Origin of the sequence: Marinobacter sp. NFXS11, from assembly GCF_040148675.1 — a bacterium.
Taxonomy (GTDB): Bacteria; Pseudomonadota; Gammaproteobacteria; order Pseudomonadales; family Oleiphilaceae; genus Marinobacter.
Genome location: NZ_JAGDDV010000001.1, coordinates 1,127,484 through 1,149,560 on the forward strand (window position 1 = coordinate 1,127,484; position 22,077 = coordinate 1,149,560).

Annotated in this window: 21 protein-coding genes and 1 tRNA gene; 13 read left to right on the top strand and 9 right to left on the bottom strand. The window is 56.5% G+C overall.

The window, feature by feature from the left end:
* Positions 1–32 precede the first annotated feature (32 nt).
* The 5 genes from bamC to J3362_RS05350 are packed head-to-tail and all read left to right on the top strand — an operon-like array spanning position 33 to position 4,291.
* The gene (gene bamC / locus J3362_RS05330; protein WP_349518445.1) at positions 33–1,130 is read left to right on the top strand and encodes an NlpB/DapX family lipoprotein; all 1,098 of its coding nucleotides are present in this window, start codon (positions 33–35) and stop codon (positions 1,128–1,130) included.
* Positions 1,131–1,174: 44 nt separating this feature from the next.
* Entirely contained in the window at positions 1,175–1,888 is a 714-nt protein-coding gene (purC, locus tag J3362_RS05335; RefSeq protein WP_008169108.1) for a phosphoribosylaminoimidazolesuccinocarboxamide synthase, read from the top strand.
* A gap of 32 nt (positions 1,889–1,920) precedes the next feature.
* Positions 1,921–2,658, top strand: a complete 738-nt coding sequence (locus J3362_RS05340) for a TIGR04219 family outer membrane beta-barrel protein (protein ID WP_349518446.1) — start codon at positions 1,921–1,923, stop codon at positions 2,656–2,658.
* Positions 2,659–2,686: 28 nt separating this feature from the next.
* Positions 2,687–3,694, top strand: a complete 1,008-nt coding sequence (locus J3362_RS05345) for an NAD-dependent epimerase (protein ID WP_349518447.1) — start codon at positions 2,687–2,689, stop codon at positions 3,692–3,694.
* A gap of 60 nt (positions 3,695–3,754) precedes the next feature.
* A complete protein-coding gene (locus tag J3362_RS05350; RefSeq protein ID WP_349518448.1) occupies positions 3,755–4,291 on the top strand; it encodes a lipocalin family protein in 537 nt (178 codons plus the stop codon).
* Between the two features lie 164 nt (positions 4,292–4,455).
* Here J3362_RS05350 and J3362_RS05355 read toward each other — a convergent pair whose 3' ends face one another.
* From J3362_RS05355 to J3362_RS05385, 7 genes are all read right to left on the bottom strand, one after another.
* Positions 4,456–6,150, bottom strand: a complete 1,695-nt coding sequence (locus J3362_RS05355) for a carboxylesterase/lipase family protein (protein ID WP_349518449.1) — start codon at positions 6,148–6,150, stop codon at positions 4,456–4,458.
* Positions 6,151–6,674: 524 nt separating this feature from the next.
* Positions 6,675–6,751, bottom strand: a tRNA-Val gene (locus J3362_RS05360).
* Positions 6,752–6,806: 55 nt separating this feature from the next.
* Positions 6,807–7,757 (bottom strand): DMT family transporter, encoded by a 951-nt coding sequence (locus J3362_RS05365; RefSeq protein ID WP_349518450.1) that lies wholly within the window; start codon positions 7,755–7,757, stop codon positions 6,807–6,809.
* Between the two features lie 146 nt (positions 7,758–7,903).
* Positions 7,904–8,992, bottom strand: a complete 1,089-nt coding sequence (locus tag J3362_RS05370) for a hypothetical protein (RefSeq protein WP_349518452.1) — start codon at positions 8,990–8,992, stop codon at positions 7,904–7,906.
* 102 nt (positions 8,993–9,094) lie between these two features.
* The gene (locus tag J3362_RS05375) at positions 9,095–10,165 is read right to left on the bottom strand and encodes a hypothetical protein (RefSeq protein ID WP_349518453.1); all 1,071 of its coding nucleotides are present in this window, start codon (positions 10,163–10,165) and stop codon (positions 9,095–9,097) included.
* 132 nt (positions 10,166–10,297) lie between these two features.
* Positions 10,298–10,915, bottom strand: coding sequence for a YceI family protein (locus J3362_RS05380; RefSeq protein WP_349518454.1), 618 nt, complete (start codon positions 10,913–10,915; stop codon positions 10,298–10,300).
* On the bottom strand, positions 10,902–11,636 hold the full coding sequence (locus tag J3362_RS05385) for a CDP-alcohol phosphatidyltransferase family protein (protein ID WP_349518455.1): 735 nt from the start codon (positions 11,634–11,636) through the stop codon (positions 10,902–10,904). Before J3362_RS05385 ends, J3362_RS05380 begins: the two co-directional genes overlap by 14 nt.
* A gap of 177 nt (positions 11,637–11,813) precedes the next feature.
* On the opposite strand from J3362_RS05385, the gene J3362_RS05390 reads away from it, so the two are divergent.
* The 4 genes from J3362_RS05390 to J3362_RS05405 are packed head-to-tail and all read left to right on the top strand — an operon-like array spanning position 11,814 to position 16,103.
* A complete protein-coding gene (locus J3362_RS05390; protein WP_349518456.1) occupies positions 11,814–12,821 on the top strand; it encodes a zinc-dependent alcohol dehydrogenase in 1,008 nt (335 codons plus the stop codon).
* A gap of 30 nt (positions 12,822–12,851) precedes the next feature.
* Positions 12,852–13,250 (top strand): 6-pyruvoyl trahydropterin synthase family protein, encoded by a 399-nt coding sequence (locus tag J3362_RS05395; RefSeq protein WP_349518457.1) that lies wholly within the window; start codon positions 12,852–12,854, stop codon positions 13,248–13,250.
* Positions 13,237–15,177, top strand: coding sequence for a glycosyltransferase family 4 protein (locus J3362_RS05400; protein WP_349518459.1), 1,941 nt, complete (start codon positions 13,237–13,239; stop codon positions 15,175–15,177). Before J3362_RS05395 ends, J3362_RS05400 begins: the two co-directional genes overlap by 14 nt.
* A complete protein-coding gene (locus J3362_RS05405) occupies positions 15,174–16,103 on the top strand; it encodes a lysylphosphatidylglycerol synthase transmembrane domain-containing protein (protein ID WP_349518460.1) in 930 nt (309 codons plus the stop codon). The genes J3362_RS05400 and J3362_RS05405 overlap by 4 nt, the downstream gene beginning before the upstream one ends.
* A 41-nt stretch (positions 16,104–16,144) precedes the next feature.
* Here J3362_RS05405 and J3362_RS05410 read toward each other — a convergent pair whose 3' ends face one another.
* On the bottom strand, positions 16,145–17,017 hold the full coding sequence (locus J3362_RS05410) for a RibD family protein (protein ID WP_349518461.1): 873 nt from the start codon (positions 17,015–17,017) through the stop codon (positions 16,145–16,147).
* Positions 17,018–17,158: 141 nt separating this feature from the next.
* Here J3362_RS05410 and J3362_RS05415 point away from each other — a divergent pair, with 141 nt between their 5' ends.
* The gene (locus tag J3362_RS05415; protein ID WP_041645256.1) at positions 17,159–17,395 is read left to right on the top strand and encodes a hypothetical protein; all 237 of its coding nucleotides are present in this window, start codon (positions 17,159–17,161) and stop codon (positions 17,393–17,395) included.
* A gap of 15 nt (positions 17,396–17,410) precedes the next feature.
* Here J3362_RS05415 and galU read toward each other — a convergent pair whose 3' ends face one another.
* Positions 17,411–18,247 carry a UTP--glucose-1-phosphate uridylyltransferase GalU gene (galU, locus tag J3362_RS05420; RefSeq protein WP_349518463.1) on the bottom strand — a complete coding sequence of 279 codons (837 nt, stop codon included), beginning with the start codon at positions 18,245–18,247 and terminating at the stop codon, positions 17,411–17,413.
* Between the two features lie 384 nt (positions 18,248–18,631).
* Between galU and J3362_RS05425 the strand changes: the two genes are divergently transcribed.
* The 3 genes from J3362_RS05425 to prpB all read left to right on the top strand — a co-directional run bounded on the left by J3362_RS05425 (position 18,632) and on the right by prpB (position 22,013).
* Positions 18,632–20,218 (top strand): OpgD/OpgG family glucan biosynthesis protein, encoded by a 1,587-nt coding sequence (locus tag J3362_RS05425; protein ID WP_349518464.1) that lies wholly within the window; start codon positions 18,632–18,634, stop codon positions 20,216–20,218.
* A 111-nt stretch (positions 20,219–20,329) separates the two neighbouring features.
* Complete coding sequence (locus J3362_RS05430; RefSeq protein ID WP_349518465.1) at positions 20,330–21,010, top strand: GntR family transcriptional regulator; 681 nt, start codon at positions 20,330–20,332, stop codon at positions 21,008–21,010.
* 115 nt (positions 21,011–21,125) lie between these two features.
* Positions 21,126–22,013 (top strand): methylisocitrate lyase, encoded by an 888-nt coding sequence (gene prpB / locus J3362_RS05435; protein WP_104270119.1) that lies wholly within the window; start codon positions 21,126–21,128, stop codon positions 22,011–22,013.
* The last annotated feature ends 64 nt before the right edge of the window (positions 22,014–22,077 follow it).

Below are 22,077 nucleotides of genomic sequence, written 5' to 3' on the forward strand. Positions count from 1 at the left end.
TGCTTAAATCATCCCATCACCGGAGTAACCTGATGCAGGTTCTAAAAGGAACCGGTAGTACCCTGATGTTCAAACCCCTTGTTCTCGCATCCGGGCTGTTGCTTCTGGCAGCAGCCTCGGGCTGCAGTCTGGTTGAAGACCGCTCCGAACGTTATGTGAATGCCACGGAAGGAAAAACACTGGAATTGCCGGAGACCGCCGACGATTCCCGTTTCAGTCAGACCATGCCCATCCGCGATGTCCAGCCGGCCGATGCCAGCAAAATGTTTCCGTCTGATATACCGCGTCCGCCTGACATGACGTCGGACATTCTGGATGAAAACTACGTTATCGAAGAGCTGGATGGTCGGCTCTGGCTTCTGGTCAACGATGTGCCAGGCAGAATCTGGCCTGCGGTTAACAGCTACCTGTCAGAGCGGGGCCTTGGCGTCGGCTTCGACAGTCCCCAACTGGGCATCTTGCAGACCGAACTTGCCAATTTCAGCAAGCGTGCCCGAAACCTTGTGGAGCTGTCGGATAACCCGTCTGCCGGAGAACAGAAAGTCGTTCTTCAAGTTCGGATGGCTCCCGGTGTGCGACGCAAGACCACAGAGGTGCAGGTCCGCCGGTTGGACGTTGAAGACCAGCCGGACGAGCTGATTCCCTGGACCGGCGTTTCTGATCCATCCGAGCATGCTCTGGAACTGCAGAGACGCCTGCTCTCCGATCTGGGTGATTTTCTCAGGGCGCGGGAAGAAACCAAGTCCTTTTCCCGTGCGGCATCCGGAATGGTCAGCGACCCTCTGGTTCGCCTGATCTCGGAAAACGATGAAGCCGTCGCGATCCGCATGGAGCTTGATTACGGTCGTTCCTGGGCGGAAGTAAGCCGGGCGCTCACAGATTCCGGCATTCCTGTTGTCGATCTGAATCGCAGCGAAGGCTGGTTCCATGTCGACTTCCGCACCGAAGACGAGCGGGACCCGGGCTGGTTCAGCTGGTTCAGTGACAAGGACGCACCCCAGCATACCCACACAGTCAGCCTCAGCCAGCAGAGCGACGCCATTGTCATCTCTGCCGAGGACGTTCCGGGTTACACTGGCAGCCGGACGACGCCGGATCTGCTCGAGCAACTGTTCGATTACCTATACTGATTCAGGAAGAGGCCGCCAAAGGCGGCCGCTTTTCGGAGACCCCAATGGAAAAACGCGAAGAACTCTACGCCGGCAAGGCAAAATCCGTCTACCGTACCGACAACCCCGAACGTTTCGTGCTGGTATTCCGCGATGACACATCCGCCTTCGACGGTGAGAAAAAGGAACAGCTCAATCGCAAGGGCATGGTGAACAACAAGTTCAATGCGTTCATCATGGAGAAGCTGGAAGCGGCAGGTGTGCCAACCCATTTTGAAGGGTTGCTGTCTTCCACCGAATCTCTCGTCAAGAAGCTGGATATGATTCCGGTTGAATGCGTGGTTCGCAATGTTTCCGCCGGCAGTCTCTGCCGTCGTCTTGGCGTGGCGGAGGGGCAGGAACTGAATCCGCCCACCTACGAACTGTTTCTCAAGAACGACGCACTCCACGATCCGATGGTCAACGAATCCCTGGCCGTCAGCTTTGGCTGGGCCGCGGCGGATGAGCTGGAGCAGATGAAATCGTTGACCTATCGGGTTAACGACGTGCTCAAAGCGCTGTTTGACGAGGCAGGCATGCTGCTTGTGGACTACAAGCTGGAGTTTGGTCGCTGCGAGGGCAAGATCGTTCTGGGTGACGAATTCAGTCCGGACGGTTGCCGGATCTGGGACAAGGAAACCCGCAAGAAAATGGATAAGGATCGTTTCCGCCAGGGGCTTGGCGAAGTGATCGAAACGTACGAAGAAGTCGGGCGCCGTCTGGGAATCCAGTTCGACTGACTGAAACTGACAACAAATTCAAAAGGTGTGTCATGCGTAAACTGATGCTTGCTGTAGGTGGTTCACTGTTTCTGGTGGCGCCTGTGTCACAGGCAGATGTGGTTGGTCTCGGAGCCAGTGTAAGTTACTGGGATTCCAATCTTTCCGGCCAGGCTGCTGACAACGGTGATGTGGTTGATGTAGAAAATGACCTCAACCTAGACAGCGATTCGAATGCCAATGCGTCCCTGTATCTAGAGCATCCGATTCCGGTGCTTCCCAATGTTCGATTGAACTACACTCTGGTTCAGCAGAGTGGTCGTGGCCAGGTAAATGGTAACTTTGGCGGCGTGAATTTTGGTGGCCTTGATGTTCAGTCTGATCTCGATCTGGAGCAACTGGATCTGACTCTTTACTACGAGGTGCTTGATAACTGGGTGAACCTGGATCTTGGCCTTACCGCACGGGACCTGTCCGGAGAGCTTATTGTCAAAGAGGCGTTAACAGGCACGCCATCGAACGAAACTACGGTCGATGCGGTTATACCCATGGGCTACCTGGCAGCTCGTTTCGACCTGCCGCTAACGGGTGTCTCCGTGGGTGCTGAGGGCAACTTCATCAGCTTCGACGGTGACTCTCTGCATGATTTCAACGCCTACGGTCAGTACGAGATCTCATTGATCCAGTTCCGTGCAGGCTATCGTCAGATGTCCATTGATTATGAAGACGGCAATGACCGCCTTGATGTCGAGATTGGCGGACCGTTTGTGAGTGCCGGGGTATCGTTCTGAGGCTGGCAGTCTTTTCAGGGAGAGACACGTGAAGATTCTTGTTACCGGAACTGCCGGTTTTATCGGCTCACACCTGGCTCATCGCCTGCTTGACCGGGGCGATGAAGTCATTGGCGTTGATAACGTCAATGATTACTACGATGTGAACTTGAAGGAAGCGCGGCTGCAGCGCCTGACGGGCAAGACAGGCTTCACCGAAGTCCGTGAGGATGTGGCTGATAGGGCCGCTATGGAAGCGCTTTTCGCAGAACACAAACCTGAGCGAGTAGTGCACCTGGCGGCCCAGGCGGGTGTCCGGTATTCCATCGAGAATCCTCATGCCTATGTGGACGCCAACCTCGTGGGTTTCATGAACATCCTTGAAGGTTCTCGGCACAACAAGGTGAAACACCTCGTATATGCCTCCAGCAGCTCGGTCTATGGCGCCAACGAGACCATGCCGTTCTCGGTGCACGACAACGTGGATCATCCGCTGAGTCTCTACGCGGCCTCCAAGAAGGCCAACGAGCTCATGGCTCACACCTATAGCCATCTCTACAACCTGCCGACCACTGGCCTGCGATTTTTTACCGTCTATGGCCCTTGGGGTCGTCCGGATATGGCGTTGTTTATCTTTACCAAAAAGATCCTTGCCGGAGAGCCCATTGACGTCTTCAACCATGGCCACCATCGTCGGGATTTCACCTACATCGACGACATCGTCGAAGGCGTGATCCGGACGCTCGATCATGTTGCTGAACCCAATGATCAGTGGAGCGGAGCAACCCCGGATCCCGGCACCAGCAAGGCGCCTTATCGCCTTTACAACATCGGTAGTAACAACCCGGTTGAGCTATCTCGCTTTATCGAGATCATCGAGGAGCGAGTCGGGAAGAAGGCCCAGAAAAACCTCCTTCCGTTGCAGCCGGGCGACGTGCCGGCCACCTACGCCAATGTCGATGATCTGATCGAGGATGTGGGCTACAAGCCAGCTACCCCCGTAGAGGAGGGTATTGCGCGGTTTGTGGATTGGTATCGGGACTTCTACAACGTATAAAAGAGGGCCAGCAACTGCTGGCCCTTCTCGTATCTGGGACTCGACAATGGAGCATTGGCGATGATGGCAGTGTTAAAAAGATGGTTTCTGGTAGCCGCGCTTATCGGCATGGCCGGCTGCACCGGTCTTCCAGAGGGTATTGAGCCAGTCTCCGGTTTTGAGAGTGATCGTTACCTGGGTACCTGGTACGAAATCGCCCGCCTGGACCATTCCTTTGAGCGAGGCCTGAGCAATGTGCGCGCCGAATACAACCGAAACGACGACGGCAGCATCGAGGTAATTAATCGCGGTTATAACGTCGAAAAAGAGACATGGGAGGAAGCTGACGGCCGTGCGGTGTTTGTGGAGGATGAAAACACGGGCCACCTGAAGGTGTCTTTCTTCGGACCTTTCTACGCCTCTTATGTGGTGTTTGAACTCGACAAGGAACAATACTCCTACGCCTTTGTGACGGGGTACAACCGTGACTATCTCTGGTTTCTCTCGCGTACCCCCGAGGTCAGTGAGGATGCGATTGAGGCGTTCACGAAACGCGCAAAGGCAGAAGGCTTTGATCTGGAAGAGCTGATCATTGTTGATCAGTCACGGGCTGAATAAAGGCCTGAAGACCCGTTTGTTACACTCAGGGAACCAGTCCTGTTCGCCCGCGGCAAAGGCATAGCGGGGGTGAGTAGGAACGGCTTCCTCGGTCGCAAATAAATAAAAAGTCTGGTGCCTGCAAGGCACCAGACTTATCAACTGCATTTTCAATTCAGAGAATTTCAGCCGCCTAGCCAGAGACTGCAATTGCGAGCCTGGTTGAATGATTCTCCACTCGACAACACTGCGAATGGACCAGTGTTTTGGGCAGGCGCCTGCAACGATTGATAGCCCTGATTTACAAAGGACAGCCATGCAGGCAGAGTCCCGTCGCTCGGGGTTGGAGCGCCTGTGCGGGCAAAAGCAGCCCAGTAGCGAACCATCGTCTCGGCGAGCGTTGCCGAATCTGCAGAGAACTCTGCATTCAGCTCAGTCTGGGACGCAAATATATAAGGAATCTCAGTGGCGTGCGCAGCACCTAAAGAGGGTTGAACTGTCGCGAACAACGGCGAAGGCAGCGGTGCATTCCGGTCGGCGAATTCATAAGCGTAGACCGGGACATGTTGCGCGGCAGCCGCAATGTTGCCAAAGCCTGGGCAGGCAAAGATAGCGTCGGTGCCTACGGCAGAGACTGCGATATCGGCATTGTCGTAACTGCTCAGCGGATATAGATCTACTACCGCGTCCGCATTGGTCTCAGTGACTGAACCATACCGCCGTATCAGTTCTTGCCGATAGTCTGTCGAGTCGCCCGCAATTATATCCTCAAGTGAATTTCGCCCACTTACAAGCTGTTCAGCGGCAACAAACAACCGCCATTCATCCCGGTTGGAGCCTTCCAACACTTGGTCGGCAGTGAACTGTCCACTTGCCAAGGCGTCTGCCACTGTCTGGTCAAGAACACCCGGCCGCCGAACAATTTCCGAATCGAATTCGGGATCGCCGGCCTGCAAAGTAAGAAGTTGCTCAAGGGTCAGATTACGCAGGCACTCCGCTGCTTCAGGCGAAGAATCATCTGCGCAAAGGCTGGCCATAAAATCGGCACCGCGTTGCTCAGCGTCTGTGGGCGTTTCCTGAAAGAAGGCTGGACCGCTTTGAACGATGACACGGCGGAACAAACCGTCCGTTCGATCATTTGCGGCCATTAGTCCCTTGATGCTGAAGCCGCCTGCAGACTCACCGACCAGTGTGACGTTATTCGGGTCACCCCCAAATGCGGCAACGTTTGCCTGAAGCCATTCCAGGGCTTTAATCTGGTCCATCAGACCGTAGTTACCTGATCCCTTTTCAGAGGTTTGCGAGGTGGCAGTAAGTGCTGGATGCGCCAGGTAGCCGAGGACACCCAGTCGATAATTGATGGCCACTACAACAATGCCTTCTTTCACCAACCTGTCAGGTTTCGCGCTAGACTGAAAACCGGCACCGGTATCCAGACTGCCGCCGTGAATCCAAACAACCACCGGGTAATTATCACCGTCAGCAGGCGCGTAAATATTGAGATTCAGGCAATCCTCTGAGGTACTAGACCCTGGATTCGAGCTTTGGATGGCAAATGGAGATTGCGCTGGCGTTTGTGGGCACGAATCACCAAATTCTGTTGCCTGCAAGACATCCGACCTGGGCTCCAGGCTTTGGGGCGCAAGAAAACGGTTTGCTCCCTCGGTCGATTGGGCATAGGGAACGCCCAGCCATTGTTTCATCTCGTCGTCGTTATTGTCGGTGACAAGTTGCCCCGTGATGCCCCCCTCGGACGTTGTCACCTCGGTCGGGTCACTTGACCCCGAAGACGAATCGTTACAGGCGGACAGAGAAAAAACCAAAGTTGATAAGATCAGAAGGCGAATAGCCCTCGGCATTCGAGGTATATAAACACGCATAGAGTGTTCTCCAGGAGTTTCATTTTTGTTTTTGCTGTGCTGAAACTGAGAGCCTAACCTGCTTGTTTTTTTGAGCGTACATTTGTACGCCGAGGCTCTGAAGGAAGCGTAACTTGAGTTTTAAGAAAGTCAAAGATGTGTGCAAATCCCAACAATTACACTTCTTTCGGTTGTTGCGAAACAGGGACACCTATTAGTTGAATGAAACCTGTATGGAGGGCCAGACCTTCACGGAAGGTCGTTGCCTGATCGTGCCGGAGGAGATAAAGATATGGATGTCAGGAGCCGCATTTACAGGGGGTATTTACTACGAAAGGTGGTTTGGTTTGGCGCAAATTCGAGTAGTTGCGAGTCTCTTCTTACAGTCGCACTGTTTCAGATAGGTTACGCGATCGCTTGGCAATCCGTACGAGAGATTTGTTCGGTTTTCCTGGACACAAAGTGGTGTCCCAAAGCCGTTCCATGTGGGCAGACACAAAAAAAGCCACTAAGCTTTAGCCAAGTGACTCTTTTACCTGCAGAATTGGTAGGACCACCCAGATTCGAACTGGGGACCTCTACCATGTCAAGGTAGCGCTCTAACCAACTGAGCTATGGTCCTGTGTCCTGCAACGGGGACGAAATATACTGATTCAGCCGATGCTGGTCAACCACTTTTATGCGGTTTTCCGCTTGCGGAGTTTTTCCTTGATGGCTTTGCTTAGCACAGCCCAGCGGTTGACGATCAGGGCGGCAAAGATGAGGCCACAGCCGGCCAGTTGAATGCCGGTCATAGACTCGCCAAACCATCCTGCCGCGAACAGAGCAACCCACACCGGCTCAAGTACCAGAATCACCACGCCATGGCTGTTCGCAGACAGGCTCTGGGCGAACGTCTGAAGCAGGAAACGACCGGCTGTGCCAATCACGGCACTGGTCACCACCCACCAGACCAGCATTGGTGAGAGGTTAGTCAGGGTGGGCCGCCAGGGCTCCATAATCATGGATTCAACCAGGGTGAGTAGGCCGACCGTCAGCAGCGCAATGGCTGTCAGGGGCAGGGCGGGAACGCGGTGCTTTTCCACCGTTCTGCCCAGCCGGTTTATCACGGTTCTCTGGTTGGCCGCCCGGGTATTGAGATTGAAATACAGGGCGAAAATCGTCGCTGCCATAACAAAGAAAATCTGGCCTGCTTCGGGGCGAAATCCGTTTTCAAGGGAGAGCAGCGCAAGCCCGGCAACGGCAATCGGAATCGCCAGCCATGTGCTCGGCGGTTGGGCTTCCTTGAACACCAGGCGTGCGATAATCGGCACTATCACGACACCCAGGCTGGTTAGAAAGGCACCTTCACCCAGACTGGTTATATGAACCAGTCCCATCACCCAGCAGGTCATGGCCGTGCCGAACACCAGCCCGACACCCACACTTCGGCGGAGCTGATCGACGCTCAGTTTCATCAGCGAGCGACGGGCGAAAAACGCCAGCACCGTGCCAGCAATCAGAAATCTGGCCGCCATGAACATCAGAGGCGGCATCAGCAGCACCGCTTCCTTGGAGAACATCCAGCTTATGGCTGCGAACAGGGTGACAACAACCAGTAGAAGATCGGATTTGTGGGTATCAGACATCGGATATCGCTTGGCGGCAGTGGTTGAATCGAACGGCGAAAGCGAACCAATGTATAGTTTGCGAACTAAAAAGGAAAGATGGGTAGAACTACCGAGGTGAGAAGCGGCTCTTCCCTGAGCCCTTTACAGTATTCGTCCGTGTAAGGTCAGTTATTCAGGGTTGTGTAAACCAGATTCGACATATCCGTCTGATCTGAGCCGGGCACTTCAATGTACCGGTCACCGGAACCCCACCATTGCCACCAGGCGCGCTTGTTGTAGGTGCGGCTGGCGAAATCCACCTGCAAACCGCCGAGAGTGGTGTTGTTGACCACCGGAACGGAGATGTTGCCCGTCTCGGAGCCGAGCACGCCGCTGTGGGTGACGCCCTCGTTCATCAGCACCGGATAGTGGTTGAAGTAAAGAGCGGCCGGGCCATCCTGGCTCGTTACCTTGCCCGCCAGGCTGATGCTGGAAGAGCAGGAATCGATCCCGGCGGCGGAGGTGGCGCCACAGGCCGAGTGGGTGGGTACCACGCCATCGTCCGTGCCGGCGATGAATGGCTTGGTGATACCGCCATAGGACGACCCACCAGCCACGAACCGCAGTCTTGGGATTCCATTCGGGCTCACCGCCAGGTTGCGCGCTGCGTTGGTTTGCAGGTCGTTTACCACACCCAGCTTGCCCGGTTCCGGCTCGATGCCAGTGAAGGCTTCTACTGCCGCCCTGAGGGGCCAGTTGTACCAGCTGTCGTTGTAGGCAAGGCTGAGTGCCAGGTTGGCCAGTTCAGTGCCGCCGCCGGCGCCGGAGTAGTCCAGGGTTGCCAGGATTTTCAGCGGCTGAAGGCCCTCGGATTGAAGCCAGCGTGCCTGGTTTTCCAGCAGATACCGGGTAACGAGATCCCCGGTAGAGTGAGAGACAATGATGCAAAAGTCATTGCACAGACCTTGCTGACTGATCTGGCGCATCTGTTCATAGGCTTGCTGGGCAATACCACCTTCAACGCGCCCGTCACTGCCCCAGTCGATACGGGCTTCGGCCCGGGAGAGCCAGAAAGTGCGCCAATAGTCCTCGCCGGCGTTCTTCACCTCCTGCAGATTGGCAGGAGGGTTGGCCAGGTCTTGTTGCTGGAACCCGTGAACCAGGATCACGTTGTGCCCGGCCAGTTGGGCCTGGGCGGTGCCGGCAAACAAGCTGCCGGTGATAGCGACCGCCAAGGCGGCCTTACAGGCACTTCCGATCTTTGTTGTTTTCATAGTTGCTCCGTCTTTGCTGCTTTATTGTTGTCACAAGACGTTTATCCGCCACTTGTAGCGGTACAGCCCGGCGTTAGCCGGTGCAGAGCTTGCGCCCTGCCATCAGAACTTGTCGGCAAGCTGCCGCAGCAGAGCCGCGCGCTGTTCTGATTCGGGATCCACCGCCGGTGTATCGGTAAGACTGCCGAGATCCGGCGGTGTGAAAGCATAGCCCTCGTCGGGGCCGAAAGCGTAATTGGTCCGGTCACCCGGCCGGGCGGGAAGCTGTCGAATCTGCAGGTTTTTCAGCTGCAGCTGGCCGTCCACCGTCTCATTCGCCAATACCGTGCCGTGTGCCTTCAGATTGATCGTGTTTGAGGTGCTATCCAGTCTTTTCTCCATCTGCAATTGAGCAACCGGGCGTTGGCCAACGAATAGCTGGGCTGAAAGCGCGTAATAGCCGGAGTCTTCCGGCGAGAAACGAACGGGAATTATCAGATTGTTGCCCTGGATACGGGTATCGCCAAGCCCTTCGAATTCGCCCAGGTAAGGTTCAATGGCCAGTGTTGAGACATGGCGGACTGGTTTGCCATCAAGTCGGGCCTCGACGATCAGCCGATATTCACCCGGTGATTCGTCGGCGGACAGAACGCCCTCGAAGTAACCCGGGGAACCCGCCTCTTCCAATGCGGTGCCGGCGACGGCATCCCGGCTTTCCGGCCTCTCCAGCGTTGCAGACAGCCGGCGACCGACCACCTGTGAACCCTGGATAGCCGCTGCAACAAGAATTTGTTCACCTGCTGTAAACCGGTATTTTTCCAGCGTTACTGTGAACTGCCCGTCACCTTCGAGGGGCAGACTGACCGGCTCGTAGTAATTGCCACGGTAGGCGTTCGCTTGTTCCGGGGAGAGAGGTACAGACCAAGGAGGATATCGGGTAGATTCAGCGTATTGATCGGCAACGCTGGCCAACATGAACCCCAGGGCGTTATCCGAGGGTGGTTCCGGCTCAGCCGAGGGGTCGGCAGAAGACGGCTTTGCCGGACCTGCGTTTCGAACGGACGCCGTATCGGCCGAGTCAGCCGCCTTCGTAAACCAGCTGAAATCTGTGTGGTTGTCAGCGGAGAGTAGATACCCCGTGCCAACCACGCCAGCAGTTACCAGTGTCAGAAGAAGAGCGACCTTGCCCGGCATGCGGCAATTCCCTTAACTATTGTTGTAGCTTTAAAGATAACGGGATTTCCGCCGCACCCCAAAAATCCGGACTCTTTGTGTAACAGAATGTGTCCGCATTGTGCGGCGGATCACATTCCGATTAGCCAGTCATCAGAACATACCGGATTCCCGAATGGCCTCGAAGCCAAAGTGCAATTTCACTTCATCACCGACCATCGCGCCATCAATGCCGTAGGTCATGCCCCATTCACTGCGTTTCAGAGTGGTCGAAGCGCTGATGCCCAGTGTGTATTCCTCATGACCAAAGGGGTAAACGTCTGCCTTGTTGAGGGTCACATCCAGCACCACGGGCCGTGTCTGGCCGAGCAACTCCAGATCGCCCGTTACCTTGCCAGTGTTCTCGCCAGTCGTTTCGAAGTCGGTGATAGTAAAGGTAATCTCCGGATACTCGTCGGCGTCGAGGAAATCCTCGTTGCGAACGTGTTCGTCACGCTTCTTGTGGTTGGTGTATACACTGTCGCTCTGGAACACCAGCTGACCAGATTCAAGCTCTCTGGCTTCCTCGTCGTAAACGAACTGACCCTCGACTTCGCGGAACATCCCCATCACCGGGGCGTAGCCGATGTGCATGATCTCGAAGAACATTGAAAAGTGTTCGTCGTCGACGACAAAGTTTCTCGGCTCGGCCATGGCTGCCGGGCTCATTGCGAGGGCAGCAGGGAGGGCAACGGCAGAACGGGTGAGGGTTTTCCGATTAATGAACATCATGGTGATGTCTCCTCTGATAAAGCCAGTGAATATCCAAGAAAAACGACCACAAAAGCAGTGCGAGGGCAGTTGCAAGCGTGGTACTGGCGAACAGCACATTGACCGGCGGCAACACGGCCACCAGCAGGGTAACGATCTGCCAAACGCAAACCGTTTTGCGTCTGAAACTGTCGGGCAGCGGGGCGTTCAGCCAATCGAGGAAGTGGGTCGCAACAACGAAGGCATAGCGAACAAGGCCCAGGGCCAAAACCCAGGGACCGGCCTTGCCCAGAGCCAGGACAGCCACACTGAGGCCGAGAATAAACAGGGCATCCAGTTCCATGTCGAAGCGGGCGCCAAATTTGCTCTGGGAGCCGGTGGCTCTGGCGACTTTGCCGTCTACGCCATCCAGAATCAGCGCCAGCAATGCCATCCAGGCATAGAGCCAGAGGCTGTCATTGAGGTGGTCGGCAAAGGGGGCCAGAGCTACCAGGACTATCACCAGGCTGCCTCTCAGCAGCGTCGCCCGATTTGCCCACCCGAAATCCCGGGACTCGGGCCAGAACCGGATGATCAGGGCACAAACCGCCAGGTAAAGCGCCGCTGCCAGCCAGTAGACAAGGACGGGGGGCTGGGTTAACCAGCCGGTGACTGCGCAGAACAGGGCGACAAGCCCAAAGCCCCAGGCGAGATCCAGGGCAAGTGGCATCCTTTGCGAAGCTGAATGGCCGTTAGAATCCATCACTGAACTCCAGCGTATAGGTTTGCAGGCATCAGAGACCCCGAATGCGCTGTACACTGACTATAGTTGATATAGCTAAACATGCTTACGAGCATAGACCGTGTTCAGACCTTAAGGTTCAGCCCTGAGAGGGCGACGACCAATACGTTTGAGAAGACCGCCAAAAAGGAGCACCTTTTGCATCGCGACCCTGATGAACCGAACACCGAATCGATGGCCCGGGCCTGGTGGGTAACCGGCGCCGGCAAGGGCGAGATTCTGGAAAGGCCACTGGCGATTTCCGGTGACGAAGAGAAAGACGAATTGGTCACGGTTCAGGCGCTCTATTCGGGTATTAGCCGGGGCACGGAATCACTGGTTTTCCACGGCCGGGTACCAAAGAGCGAATACGCTGCAATGCGGGCGCCGTTCCAGCAGGGTGACTTTCCCTGGCCGGTAAAGTACGGCTACGCCAGCGTCGGCAATGTTGTGGAAGGGCCTGCCGAGTTAGTGGGACAGACAGTGTTTTGCCTCTATCCGCACCAGAATCGCTACCGGGTGCCGGCGTCGGCGTTGACGCCTTTGCCCAAAGACCTGCCCGCCGAGCGAGCAATACTTGCCGCCAACATGGAAACCGCTGTAAACGGCCTCTGGGATGGAGCGCCAGCAGTCGGTGACCGCATTGCCGTGGTTGGTCTTGGTGTTGTTGGCCTGCTCGTCGCCTGGCTGGCGAGTCGTATCCCGGGAGCCCGCGTTACCGCGATCGACACGAATCCAGAGAGACAGGCCGTTGCCGAACAGCTCGGTTTGACCTTCAGCAGTGAGTCGGCCCCTGATGATCACGACCTCGTTATCCATGCCAGTGGCCACCCTTCGGGCCTGGAGACCGCCCTTGGGCTGGCAGGGCAGGAGGCGACCATTGTGGAAATGAGCTGGTACGGGGATCAGCTGGTATCTGCACCGCTGGGGGCCGCCTTCCATCCGCGGCGTCTGACCCTGAAATCCAGCCAGGTGGGCCAGATAGTGCCATCTCGAGTCCCACGGTGGGACTATCGCAAACGCCTGGCGCTTGCATTGGAATTGCTCCAGGACGATGCGCTGGATGCGCTGATTACCGGCGAGTGCAAGTTTGATGATCTACCAAAATCCATGGCGCGAATTCTGATTGATGGCCGGGATACTCTGTGCCATCGCGTTGTTTACTGAAAATCCAAAATTGCCTGCTAAGGAGAGACTATGTTCGGTTTGACGGTCCGGGACCACATGATGATTGCCCACAGCTTCAACGGAGAGATCTTTGGTCCTGCGCAGAAGGTTCATGGTGCCACCTATGTGGTCGACGTGACCTTTGAGCGTCACCAACTGGATAAGGATGACCTGGTGGTCGACATTGGCCTGGCTTCCGAACTTCTCAAAAGCATTCTCTCCGAATTCAATATGCAGAACCTGGACGAACTGCCGGAACTGCGTGGCCGGAATACCACCACTGAATTCATGGCCAAACTGGTTTTCGATCGTATGACGGCAGCCATTCATGGTGGCCGTCTCGGCGAGACAGGAGAAGGGATTGTCAGCCTGAAAGTCACCCTCTCGGAATCCCACATTGCCTGGGCGAGCTACCATGCCGGAATCTGACAAACCGGGCTCCCTGGAGTTTCTTGTCCCGGGTGATCCGGAACAGAACACGGGCGGCTACCGGTATGTCCGCAAGCTGGTGGAGGCTCTGGGCGAGGCGGGTTGCAATGCCCGGGTCAGCGGTTTGCCCGGGCAGTTCCCACGCGCGGACAGGGTTGCTCGCAATGGGATGGATAAGAAACTCGCGAGCTTACCTGATGGCACCTCTGTGGTGCTCGATGGCCTTGCCATGGGTGGTCTGCCGGAGATTGTTGAAAAGCATTCCCAACGCCTCAACCTGATCGCGCTGGTACACCACCCCCTGGCTGACGAAACAGGTATCAGCGAAGCCAATAGGCAGTGGTTTCTTGATTCCGAAAAACGGGCGCTCGGGTTTGTATACGGGGTGATCACCACCAGCCAGCACACGGCCGCCCGTCTGGCGGATTACGAGGTGCCCGCTGAGATGATTAAGGTGGCCGAGCCGGGTGTGACCCGAGCCGCAACCCCAATAGTCTTTGGCGAGTCGTCGCAAACCGGTACCCCTCACATTCTGTGCGTCGCTCATCTGTCACCCCGAAAGGCCCAGCATCAATTGGTGGAGGCGCTGGAAAACCTGAAGGGCGTGTCGTGGCAATGCACGTTGGCAGGGTCTGACAGTCGTGATCCGGAATACAGCCAGCAGGTTCTCCGTGCGATTGCAGAAGCGGGCCTTGAAGACAGGATTGCGCTGGCAGGGGAGGTCGAAGAAGCCGGGCTGGCCGAGCTCTACCGCAATGCGGATCTCTTTGTACTGCCCTCCCTGTACGAGGGCTATGGCATGGTGATTGATGAGGCGCTGGCGGAAGGGCTACCCGTTATTTCCTCCGATGGCGGCGCCCTTGCCAACACGTCTGCCAGGCCCGGTGTGGTTCAGTATTGTGCGGGCGATGTCAGGGCCCTTGAGGCGCGCCTCAGGAACTGGTTGGAACACCCGGAACAGCTTGAGCACGCCCGTAAACTTGCCGCGAGGGAATCCCGACGAATCCGCTCATGGGCGGATACCGGCAAAGATGTCTTAGATGCACTGCACTACTTCAGTGGCCTTTCCACGCATCTTCACCAGCATTCGGAATTCGAGAGCACATGGCTGGCAGCCCGGGAAGCAGCGGATCACCGGGCTCGCTCACAAGGGCTGACCGATCAGCTCAATCAATGGTTGTTGAATCGTTATGATGGCTTGTCGCCCGAGAGCCACTACCCGATGCAAATTGTCGACATTGGTACCGGTCGGGGCTCCAACGCGCTTTTCCTGGTGCCGGCGCTGCAGGTGCCCCAAACCTGGTTGGCGCTGGATCAGGATTCTGCGTTGTTGCGGGAGGCCGGACAGCGTGTGGACTGCCTGGATGTGCCGTTTGAAACCCGCACGGCTCAGCTGACCTCGGAAAACATGGAGCAACAACTGCCCCGCAAGGCGGACCTGATAACAGCGTCGGCACTGATTGATCTGGTTTCACAGCCATGGCTGGACGCGTTAGCCCTCGCAGCCGCAGGAAGGAAGTCCGCGATGCTCATTGTGCTGAGCTACGCCGGGCACTTTGAGCTGTGTCCCGAGCATCCTGATGATGAGCTGGTGAAGACTCTGGTAAATCGGCACCAACACGGCGACAAGGGAATTGGTGCCGCGCTCGGGCCGGAGGCCAGCACTGTGTTGCAAGACCTGCTGGTTGCCGAAGGTTACCGGGTTGAACTGGCGGAATCTCCCTGGATGCTGGATGGCACGGATCACGCGTTGGCTAAAATGCTGATGCAGGGCTGGATCGACGCGGCCATTGAGCAGTCACCTCACGAGGCGGACCGATTGGCACGCTGGCTGGAGACACGCAATCACCAGTTATCCGAAGGGAATCTGATGATTGTTGTGAGACATCTGGATCTGCTGGCGCTGCCACCTGAGGCATTGCCTTGACCGAACTGCGTCAAAGGCAGGTGAAGCTGGCGGCCCGTTGGTTATTGACGGTTCTCGTTATCGGATTCGTGATCCGCTTGATTGATGCGGGCGAGCTCTGGCAGGAGCTTGCCCGCTTTTCTCCCTATGTCCTGGTTCCCGCACTGGCACTTACGGTCTTTCAGGTGGCGTTGTCTGCCTGGCGATGGCGTTACACCGTCGAACGGCTCGGGCTGCCCCTGGCCTATGGAGTAGCGGTACGGGAGTACTATCTGGCGACGTTTCTGAACCAGGTGTTGCCGGGAGGTGTGCTCGGCGACGTAAACCGGGCCTGGCGACATGGCAGCGGCGCCGGAGAGCGCCTCTCCGCGGTGCACGGGGTTGCCATCGAGCGACTTTCGGGCCAACTGGTGTTGGCGCTCATAGTCGTCACATCGGGCAGCTGGCTGCTCGGTTCCGGACGGGTAACGGCTGGTCACTGGAACGGCGGCCTCTGGCTGGGCGTCGGCATTATTGCGGTATTTCTTGCATTCTGGTTGGCCCTGAAAACCGGGCTGGCGGTTTATCTTCGGCGGCTCAGGCGGGATCTCTATCAGACTTTGCTAAACCGAACGGTGTTGCCGGTCCAGATTGGCTCATCTTTACTGGTGCTGGCCAGCTATCTTGGGGTGTTTCTCTGCCTCGCCTGGGGCGCGGGCTATATCGAAAGTACAGAGTCGGCGGCCATCATTGCCAGTTTGGGCAGTATCCTGCTGCTGAGCATGGTGATACCGCTGACGGTTGCCGGCTGGGGCATCCGCGAGGGCGCGGCAGCCTTGCTGTGGCCGATGGCGGGATTGCCTGCGGAGCAGGGTGTGGCGCTCAGTGTGGGGTATGGGGCATTGGTGTTGATTTCCAGCTTGCCCGGGGTAGTTTTTTTGTTCCCTGGCCGGCCGGAGAAGGGGTGAGTCCGGATTGTTTGTCGGATTACGCCGTCGGCTAATCCGCCCTACGTATCACGTGAAAAATCGAGGTCGAAAAGCATATCGCTGCCGAGGTTTATAAGCTGGGCGCGGGGCCGCAACGCATCATCCAGAAAGTCGATTTCTGGAAGCGAGAAGGCTGGTCTGCCGCTCCCAATGATCATGGGCGCGACCATCACGTGCAGGCGGTCCAGCAAACCAGCGTTCAGGAAGCATGAAACGGTAACACCACCCCCTTCCACAAAGACTTTTTTCAGCCCCAGGTCTGCGAGAACCTCAAGGATCAATCTCGGATCGACGGCATCTTCGGACTCGGCATCCCCGAGACAGGGAATCTCTGTAACCCCGGAACCGATTGATGGATTCTTCGCTTTCTCGTAAGTTCCTGCCACCAACCTCAGGGTTGGGGCTTCGCCATCGGTGAACAGGTGATGGCTGTCCGGTACGCGATGGTGACGATCAATGACCACGCGCACGGGGTTGCGGCCACTGGTGCGGCGAACGGTCAAACGGGGATTATCGGTAATGGCGGTTCCGGCCCCGACAACGACCGCATCCGACACTGCCCGGATCCGGTGCAGATGGGTAATCCCATCGTCGCCATTGATAAAACGGGAGCGACCGGTAACCGTTGCAATGCGTCCGTCCAGGCTTTGGCCCAGCTGACCGATAACTTTTGGGCTGCCATCGTCTGGCACGGGCCGGCAAAGAGGTAGGAATACCGAGAGCAGATCCTTCGCCTCACCCGTGGCCGGTTGGATCAGGTGCCAGACCCCGTGGCCGTTGAGTTTTACCGCTTCTTTGTCGGTTCCCGGCAATGGCAGTGTCACATTGCTGCGGTTAACTGCGCTAAGCACCAATTCCCATGCCGAGTCGATATCCAGGGTTCTTGCCGCCATAAATAGCCTGTTTGGTTGTTGCCATCTTCAGTATAGGCAGATTGTGTGCAAAGCTATATGTACGTTACATTTCCGGATTGATTCACTTCGCAGGGCATTATCGGGACGAGTATCCCGGCTTGGATGACGAGGTAAGTGGCCATGCAGCATGCGCAACCCATTCAGCACTGGGAGCCAGAAAAGCCTGAAGACCATGGGCAACTTGAGCTGCCCGGTATTGCCCTGGATAAGAGCGACGAACTTCTGGAGTCGCTGGATGAGCTGGAACAAGTCCTCGAGAAGGTCCAGCTGACCACGGAAGAAGCGGAGCTTCTTCGCCGGTTCCGCAGGACAAGTGCGGAAAACCGGCGAATGATTCTGCAAATCCTGGGCAACTGATCCCGCCCGGGTTTCTTACTTGCCTTTCTTGTAGATATTCTCGTAAACGTAGTTGGTGGCTTCCACAAAGCCATCAATGCTGCCGCAATCGAACCGGCGCCCTTTGAACTGATAGGCCAGTACGCAACCATTTTTCGCCTGTTCGAGAAGAGCATCGGTAATCTGGACTTCACCGTTCTTGCCCGCCGGGGTCTTCTCAATAATGTCGAAAATGTCCGGCGTAAGAATGTACCTCCCGATAATCGCCAGGTTGCTTGGGGCATCTTCCGGAGCCGGTTTTTCCACCATGTCGGTAATCCGGTAGAGGCCATCTTTCATGGATTCACCGGCAATCACACCGTATTTGTGGGTTTCGTCGGCCGGCACTTCTTCAATGGCAACAATGGAGCAGCGGAACTGGTTGTAGAGCTTAACCATCTGCGCCAGCACGCCATCTTCACCATCGGGGCCAATGCAGAAATCGTCAGCCAGCACCACCGCAAAGGGACTGTCACCCACCAGGTTGCGACCGGTCAGGATGGCGTGGCCAAGGCCTTTCATTTCATTCTGTCGGGTAAAGGCAAAGCTGTTGTGGTCGATCAGTTCACGGATGGAATGTAGCAAGTCTTCCTTGCCGGAGCCCGCAATCTGGTGCTCAAGCTCATAGCTGATGTCGAAATGATCCTCAATGGCCCGTTTGCCTCGACCAGTTACGAAGCCAAATTCATGAATACCGGCTTCCGCAGCTTCCTCAACACCATACTGAACCAGGGGTTTGTTCACCACAGGAAGGATTTCCTTGGGCATCGCCTTGGTGGCCGGAAGAAAACGGGTGCCGTAGCCGGCGACGGGAAACAGGCATTTTTTGATCATATCGTTCGTCCTTTGGTGGTCGGTTTCACGCCCTGTGGGCCGCTCAACGCCTCTGCGTAAGCCTATGAACAATTGTTCTATCACAAAGTGTGCCGAGTTTACCCAAGTTGTAACGACAAATGCAGGGGCGTGTTGGAAATTGTAAGGTTTAGCAAAGAGATGTGGCCTGCTAGGGGAGGGTTTCTTCAAGGTCATCAACACCGAAAATTTCTCTGATCAGAGGTCTGTTTGTGCGATCCCTCTTGCCTCCTTGCACCTACTTGGTGCGATTCGGCCAGCGTAGGTTCCTTACCCGAATAGGCTCTCTACCTTTTATTGTTCGTACATAGTTCACGTGATCTTCTCTATGGCAATCTATAGCCCGGTACAGGAGGGGCGAGAACAATGGACAGACGAACGCTGATCAAGGGGCTGGGAGCACTGGTAAGTGCCGGCGCGTTACCACTGTCGCCCCTTGCGATGGGTGCCGGCCTCCAACCAGTATCTGGAAGCAGTCCCCGTGCCTTCAGCTACGCCTGGCTCAAAGGTCGGGCCCGGGCATTGGCAGCTGAGGCGTATGTCTCCCATGAAGACGAATTGCCCCAATCACTGAAATCCATTTCCTGGGATGACTACCAGGCCATCGCCTTCAGGCCCGACCGGGCGCTTTGGCGTGACGACGATACCGCTTTCCAGATTCAGCTCTTCCACCTGGGACTTTATTTCCAGCAGCCCGTCAAAATTCATGAAGTGGTTGATGGTGACGCTACCGAACTGGCCTATCGACAGGATTTGTTCCGTTACAACGGCGATCAGCCCCTGGGCGATTTGCCAGAAGACCTGGGCTACGCCGGTTTTCGGATTCATTACCACAACAACTTTGCTCTGGATCTCGCCGCCTTCCTGGGCGCCAGCTATTTCCGGGCGGTGGGCTCCGAGATGCAGTACGGTCTGTCGGCCAGGGGGCTGGCGATTGATACCGGCATGAATCGGGAGGAAGAATTCCCTCGGTTCTCGGAATTCTGGCTGGAGAAGCCGGCACCGGGCAGCCAGCTGCTTCGGGTATGGGCGCTGCTGGATTCACCCAGCACCACCGGTGCCTATGCGTTTGTGCTCGACCCCGGGCGCAACATGGTCATGGACGTGGATGTAGCGCTTTACCCGAGGACCGAAATCACCCGGGCAGGGATTGCGCCGCTGACCAGTATGTACCAGGTGGGTGAAAATGACGATCGCATGGGCTACGACTGGCGGCCCGAAATACACGATTCAGACGGCCTGGCCATACGTAACGGCAGCGGCGAATGGTTGTGGCGGCCCTTGGTGAATCCCGCGAATCTACGGTTCAACAGTTTCCAGGATAACAACCCCGTCTGCTTTGGCCTGTTGCAGCGGGACAGGAATTTCGACCATTACCAGGATGACGGCGTGTTTTACGATCGCCGGCCCAGCATCTGGGTGGAGCCCCGGGGAGACTGGGGGCGGGGCAGTGTTGATCTGGTGGAAATCCCCACTGTGGATGAAACCTTCGACAACATCGTCGCCTTCTGGCATCCGGAGGAACCTCTGTTGCCAGGCCGGAAATACCTCTACAGCTACCGCCTGCACTGGGGCGAGCAAGCTCCGTTGCAACCTTATGAGTTAGCCACGGTGCAGGCAACCAGGACTGGACTGGGCGGTGTCGTGGGCCAGGAGCGCACCTATTTCTCTTGGCGCTTTGCAGTTGATTTCGCCGGCGGCGCGCTTGAAATGCTCGCCAAGGATGCAGAGGTAGAGCCGGTCATAACCGTGAGCCGCGGAGACGTTGAAATTACTTCCGCAAGACCATTGTCTGCAATCGACGGCTACCGGGCCATGTTTGACCTCGTGCCAGATGATTCCACTGAACCTATCAATATCCGCCTGTACCTGAGGCTGGGCGGCGAGCCGCTGACGGAGACCTGGCTATATCAGTACACTCCGCCACCGGTCGCCGAACGCCAGATCTACTGATTGGCTCTATCTATTGTAAACAATCTGCAGCTCAATTTAGCTAATATTGTTGACAATATGATCGCTCAAGCGTAGCTTTGCTCAAAATCAACCCGGTTTTGTTGACAACCTATGGCTGAGTTACTGTCTACCACCTACACCCGCGCCGATGAGGCGTTTGATTGTCTGCAAACGGCAATCGTCAAAGGGGAACTGGCGCCCGGCGAAAAGATCGGCGAACTGGAGCTTTGTTCCCGTTTTAACCTCACGCGCGGCCCGCTCCGGGAAGCGCTTGGCCGTCTTGAATCCCGCGGCCTTCTGGTGCGCCGTCCCCACGCCGGCGTCAAGGTGGTTTCAGTCAGTGCTTCCGAGCTGATGGAGCTCTACCGTATACGCGAAGTCATGGAGGGGTTGGCCGCTCGACAGGCCGCCGAGCGCATGACCGACCAAGAAATTGCCGACCTACAGGCCACCCTCGACACCCACGAACGCATGATCGAAGAGGCCCAGGGCCAGGCCTATTACCAGGCCGAAGGGGATTACGACTTCCACCACAGAATCGCCACGGGCAGCCGAAACACCAAACTTGCCCAGATGCTGCTTGGTGATCTTTATTACATGGTACGGATGTACCGTTACCGTCTCAGCACCTCCACCGGGCGCCCCCAGCGGGCACTGGGTGAACACCGCCGTATCGTCGAGGCCATCGCCCAGCGCGACGGCGAACTCGCCGAATTTCTGATGAAACGCCATATCAACGCCGCAAGACAGAACATCGAGAAAAAGATCCAGGAAGGCGAACTGACAATTTAACGTAGGTCGGATTAGCCAAAGGCGTAATCCGGCAAAACAAAATCAGAATCCGTAGGTCGGATTAGCCGCAGGCGTAATCCGACAACAAGAATCCAAAAGAGAAGAGGCCAACACCATGTCCAACAAACTCAGCCCCGGCGCCCGCTTCCGCAAAGCGCTCAAAGACAACCAGCCCCTGCAGATTGTCGGCACCATCAACGCCTACGCCGCCATGATGGCCGAGAAAGTGGGCCACCAGGCCATTTACCTTTCCGGCGGCGGCGTCGCAAACGCCTCTTATGGCCTGCCGGATCTGGGCATGACCTCTATGAACGATGTGGTCGAGGACGTTCGCCGTATTACCGCAGCTACCGACGTGCCACTGCTGGTGGATATCGATACCGGCTGGGGCGGCGCCTTCAACATTGGTCGCACCATCCGCGAAATGGAACGTGCCGGAGCCGCCGCTGTCCACATTGAAGACCAGGTTGCCCAGAAGCGCTGTGGCCACCGCCCAAACAAGGAAATCGTGTCCCAGGAAGAAATGGTCGACCGCATCAAGGCCGCCGTGGATGCCCGTGAAGACAAAGACTTCTTCATCATGGCCCGTACCGACGCGTTCCAGAAAGAGGGCCTCGAAGCCGCCATCGAGCGCGCCAAGGCCTGCATCGAAGCCGGCGCCGACGGCATTTTTGCCGAAGCGGTTACTGAGCTTGAACACTACAAGGCCTTCTCCGAAGCCCTTGACGTGCCTATCCTGGCCAACATCACCGAATTTGGGGCCACACCGCTCTACAACCGAAAGGAACTGGCTGAAGCTGGCGCCGACATGGTCCTGTACCCGCTCAGCGCCTTCCGTGCAATGAACAAGGCAGCCCTGACTGTTTACCAGAACATCCTGGAGAAGGGCGACCAGAAAGACGTGGTTGATATGATGCAGACCCGTATGGAGCTGTACGATTTCCTGAACTACCACGATTTCGAGCAGAAGCTGGATCAGCTGTTCCAGCAGAGCAAGGGTTAACCTGGTTTGTTGGATTACGCCTTCGGCTAATCCAACACCCCAAACAAGATAAAGATGGGAGACA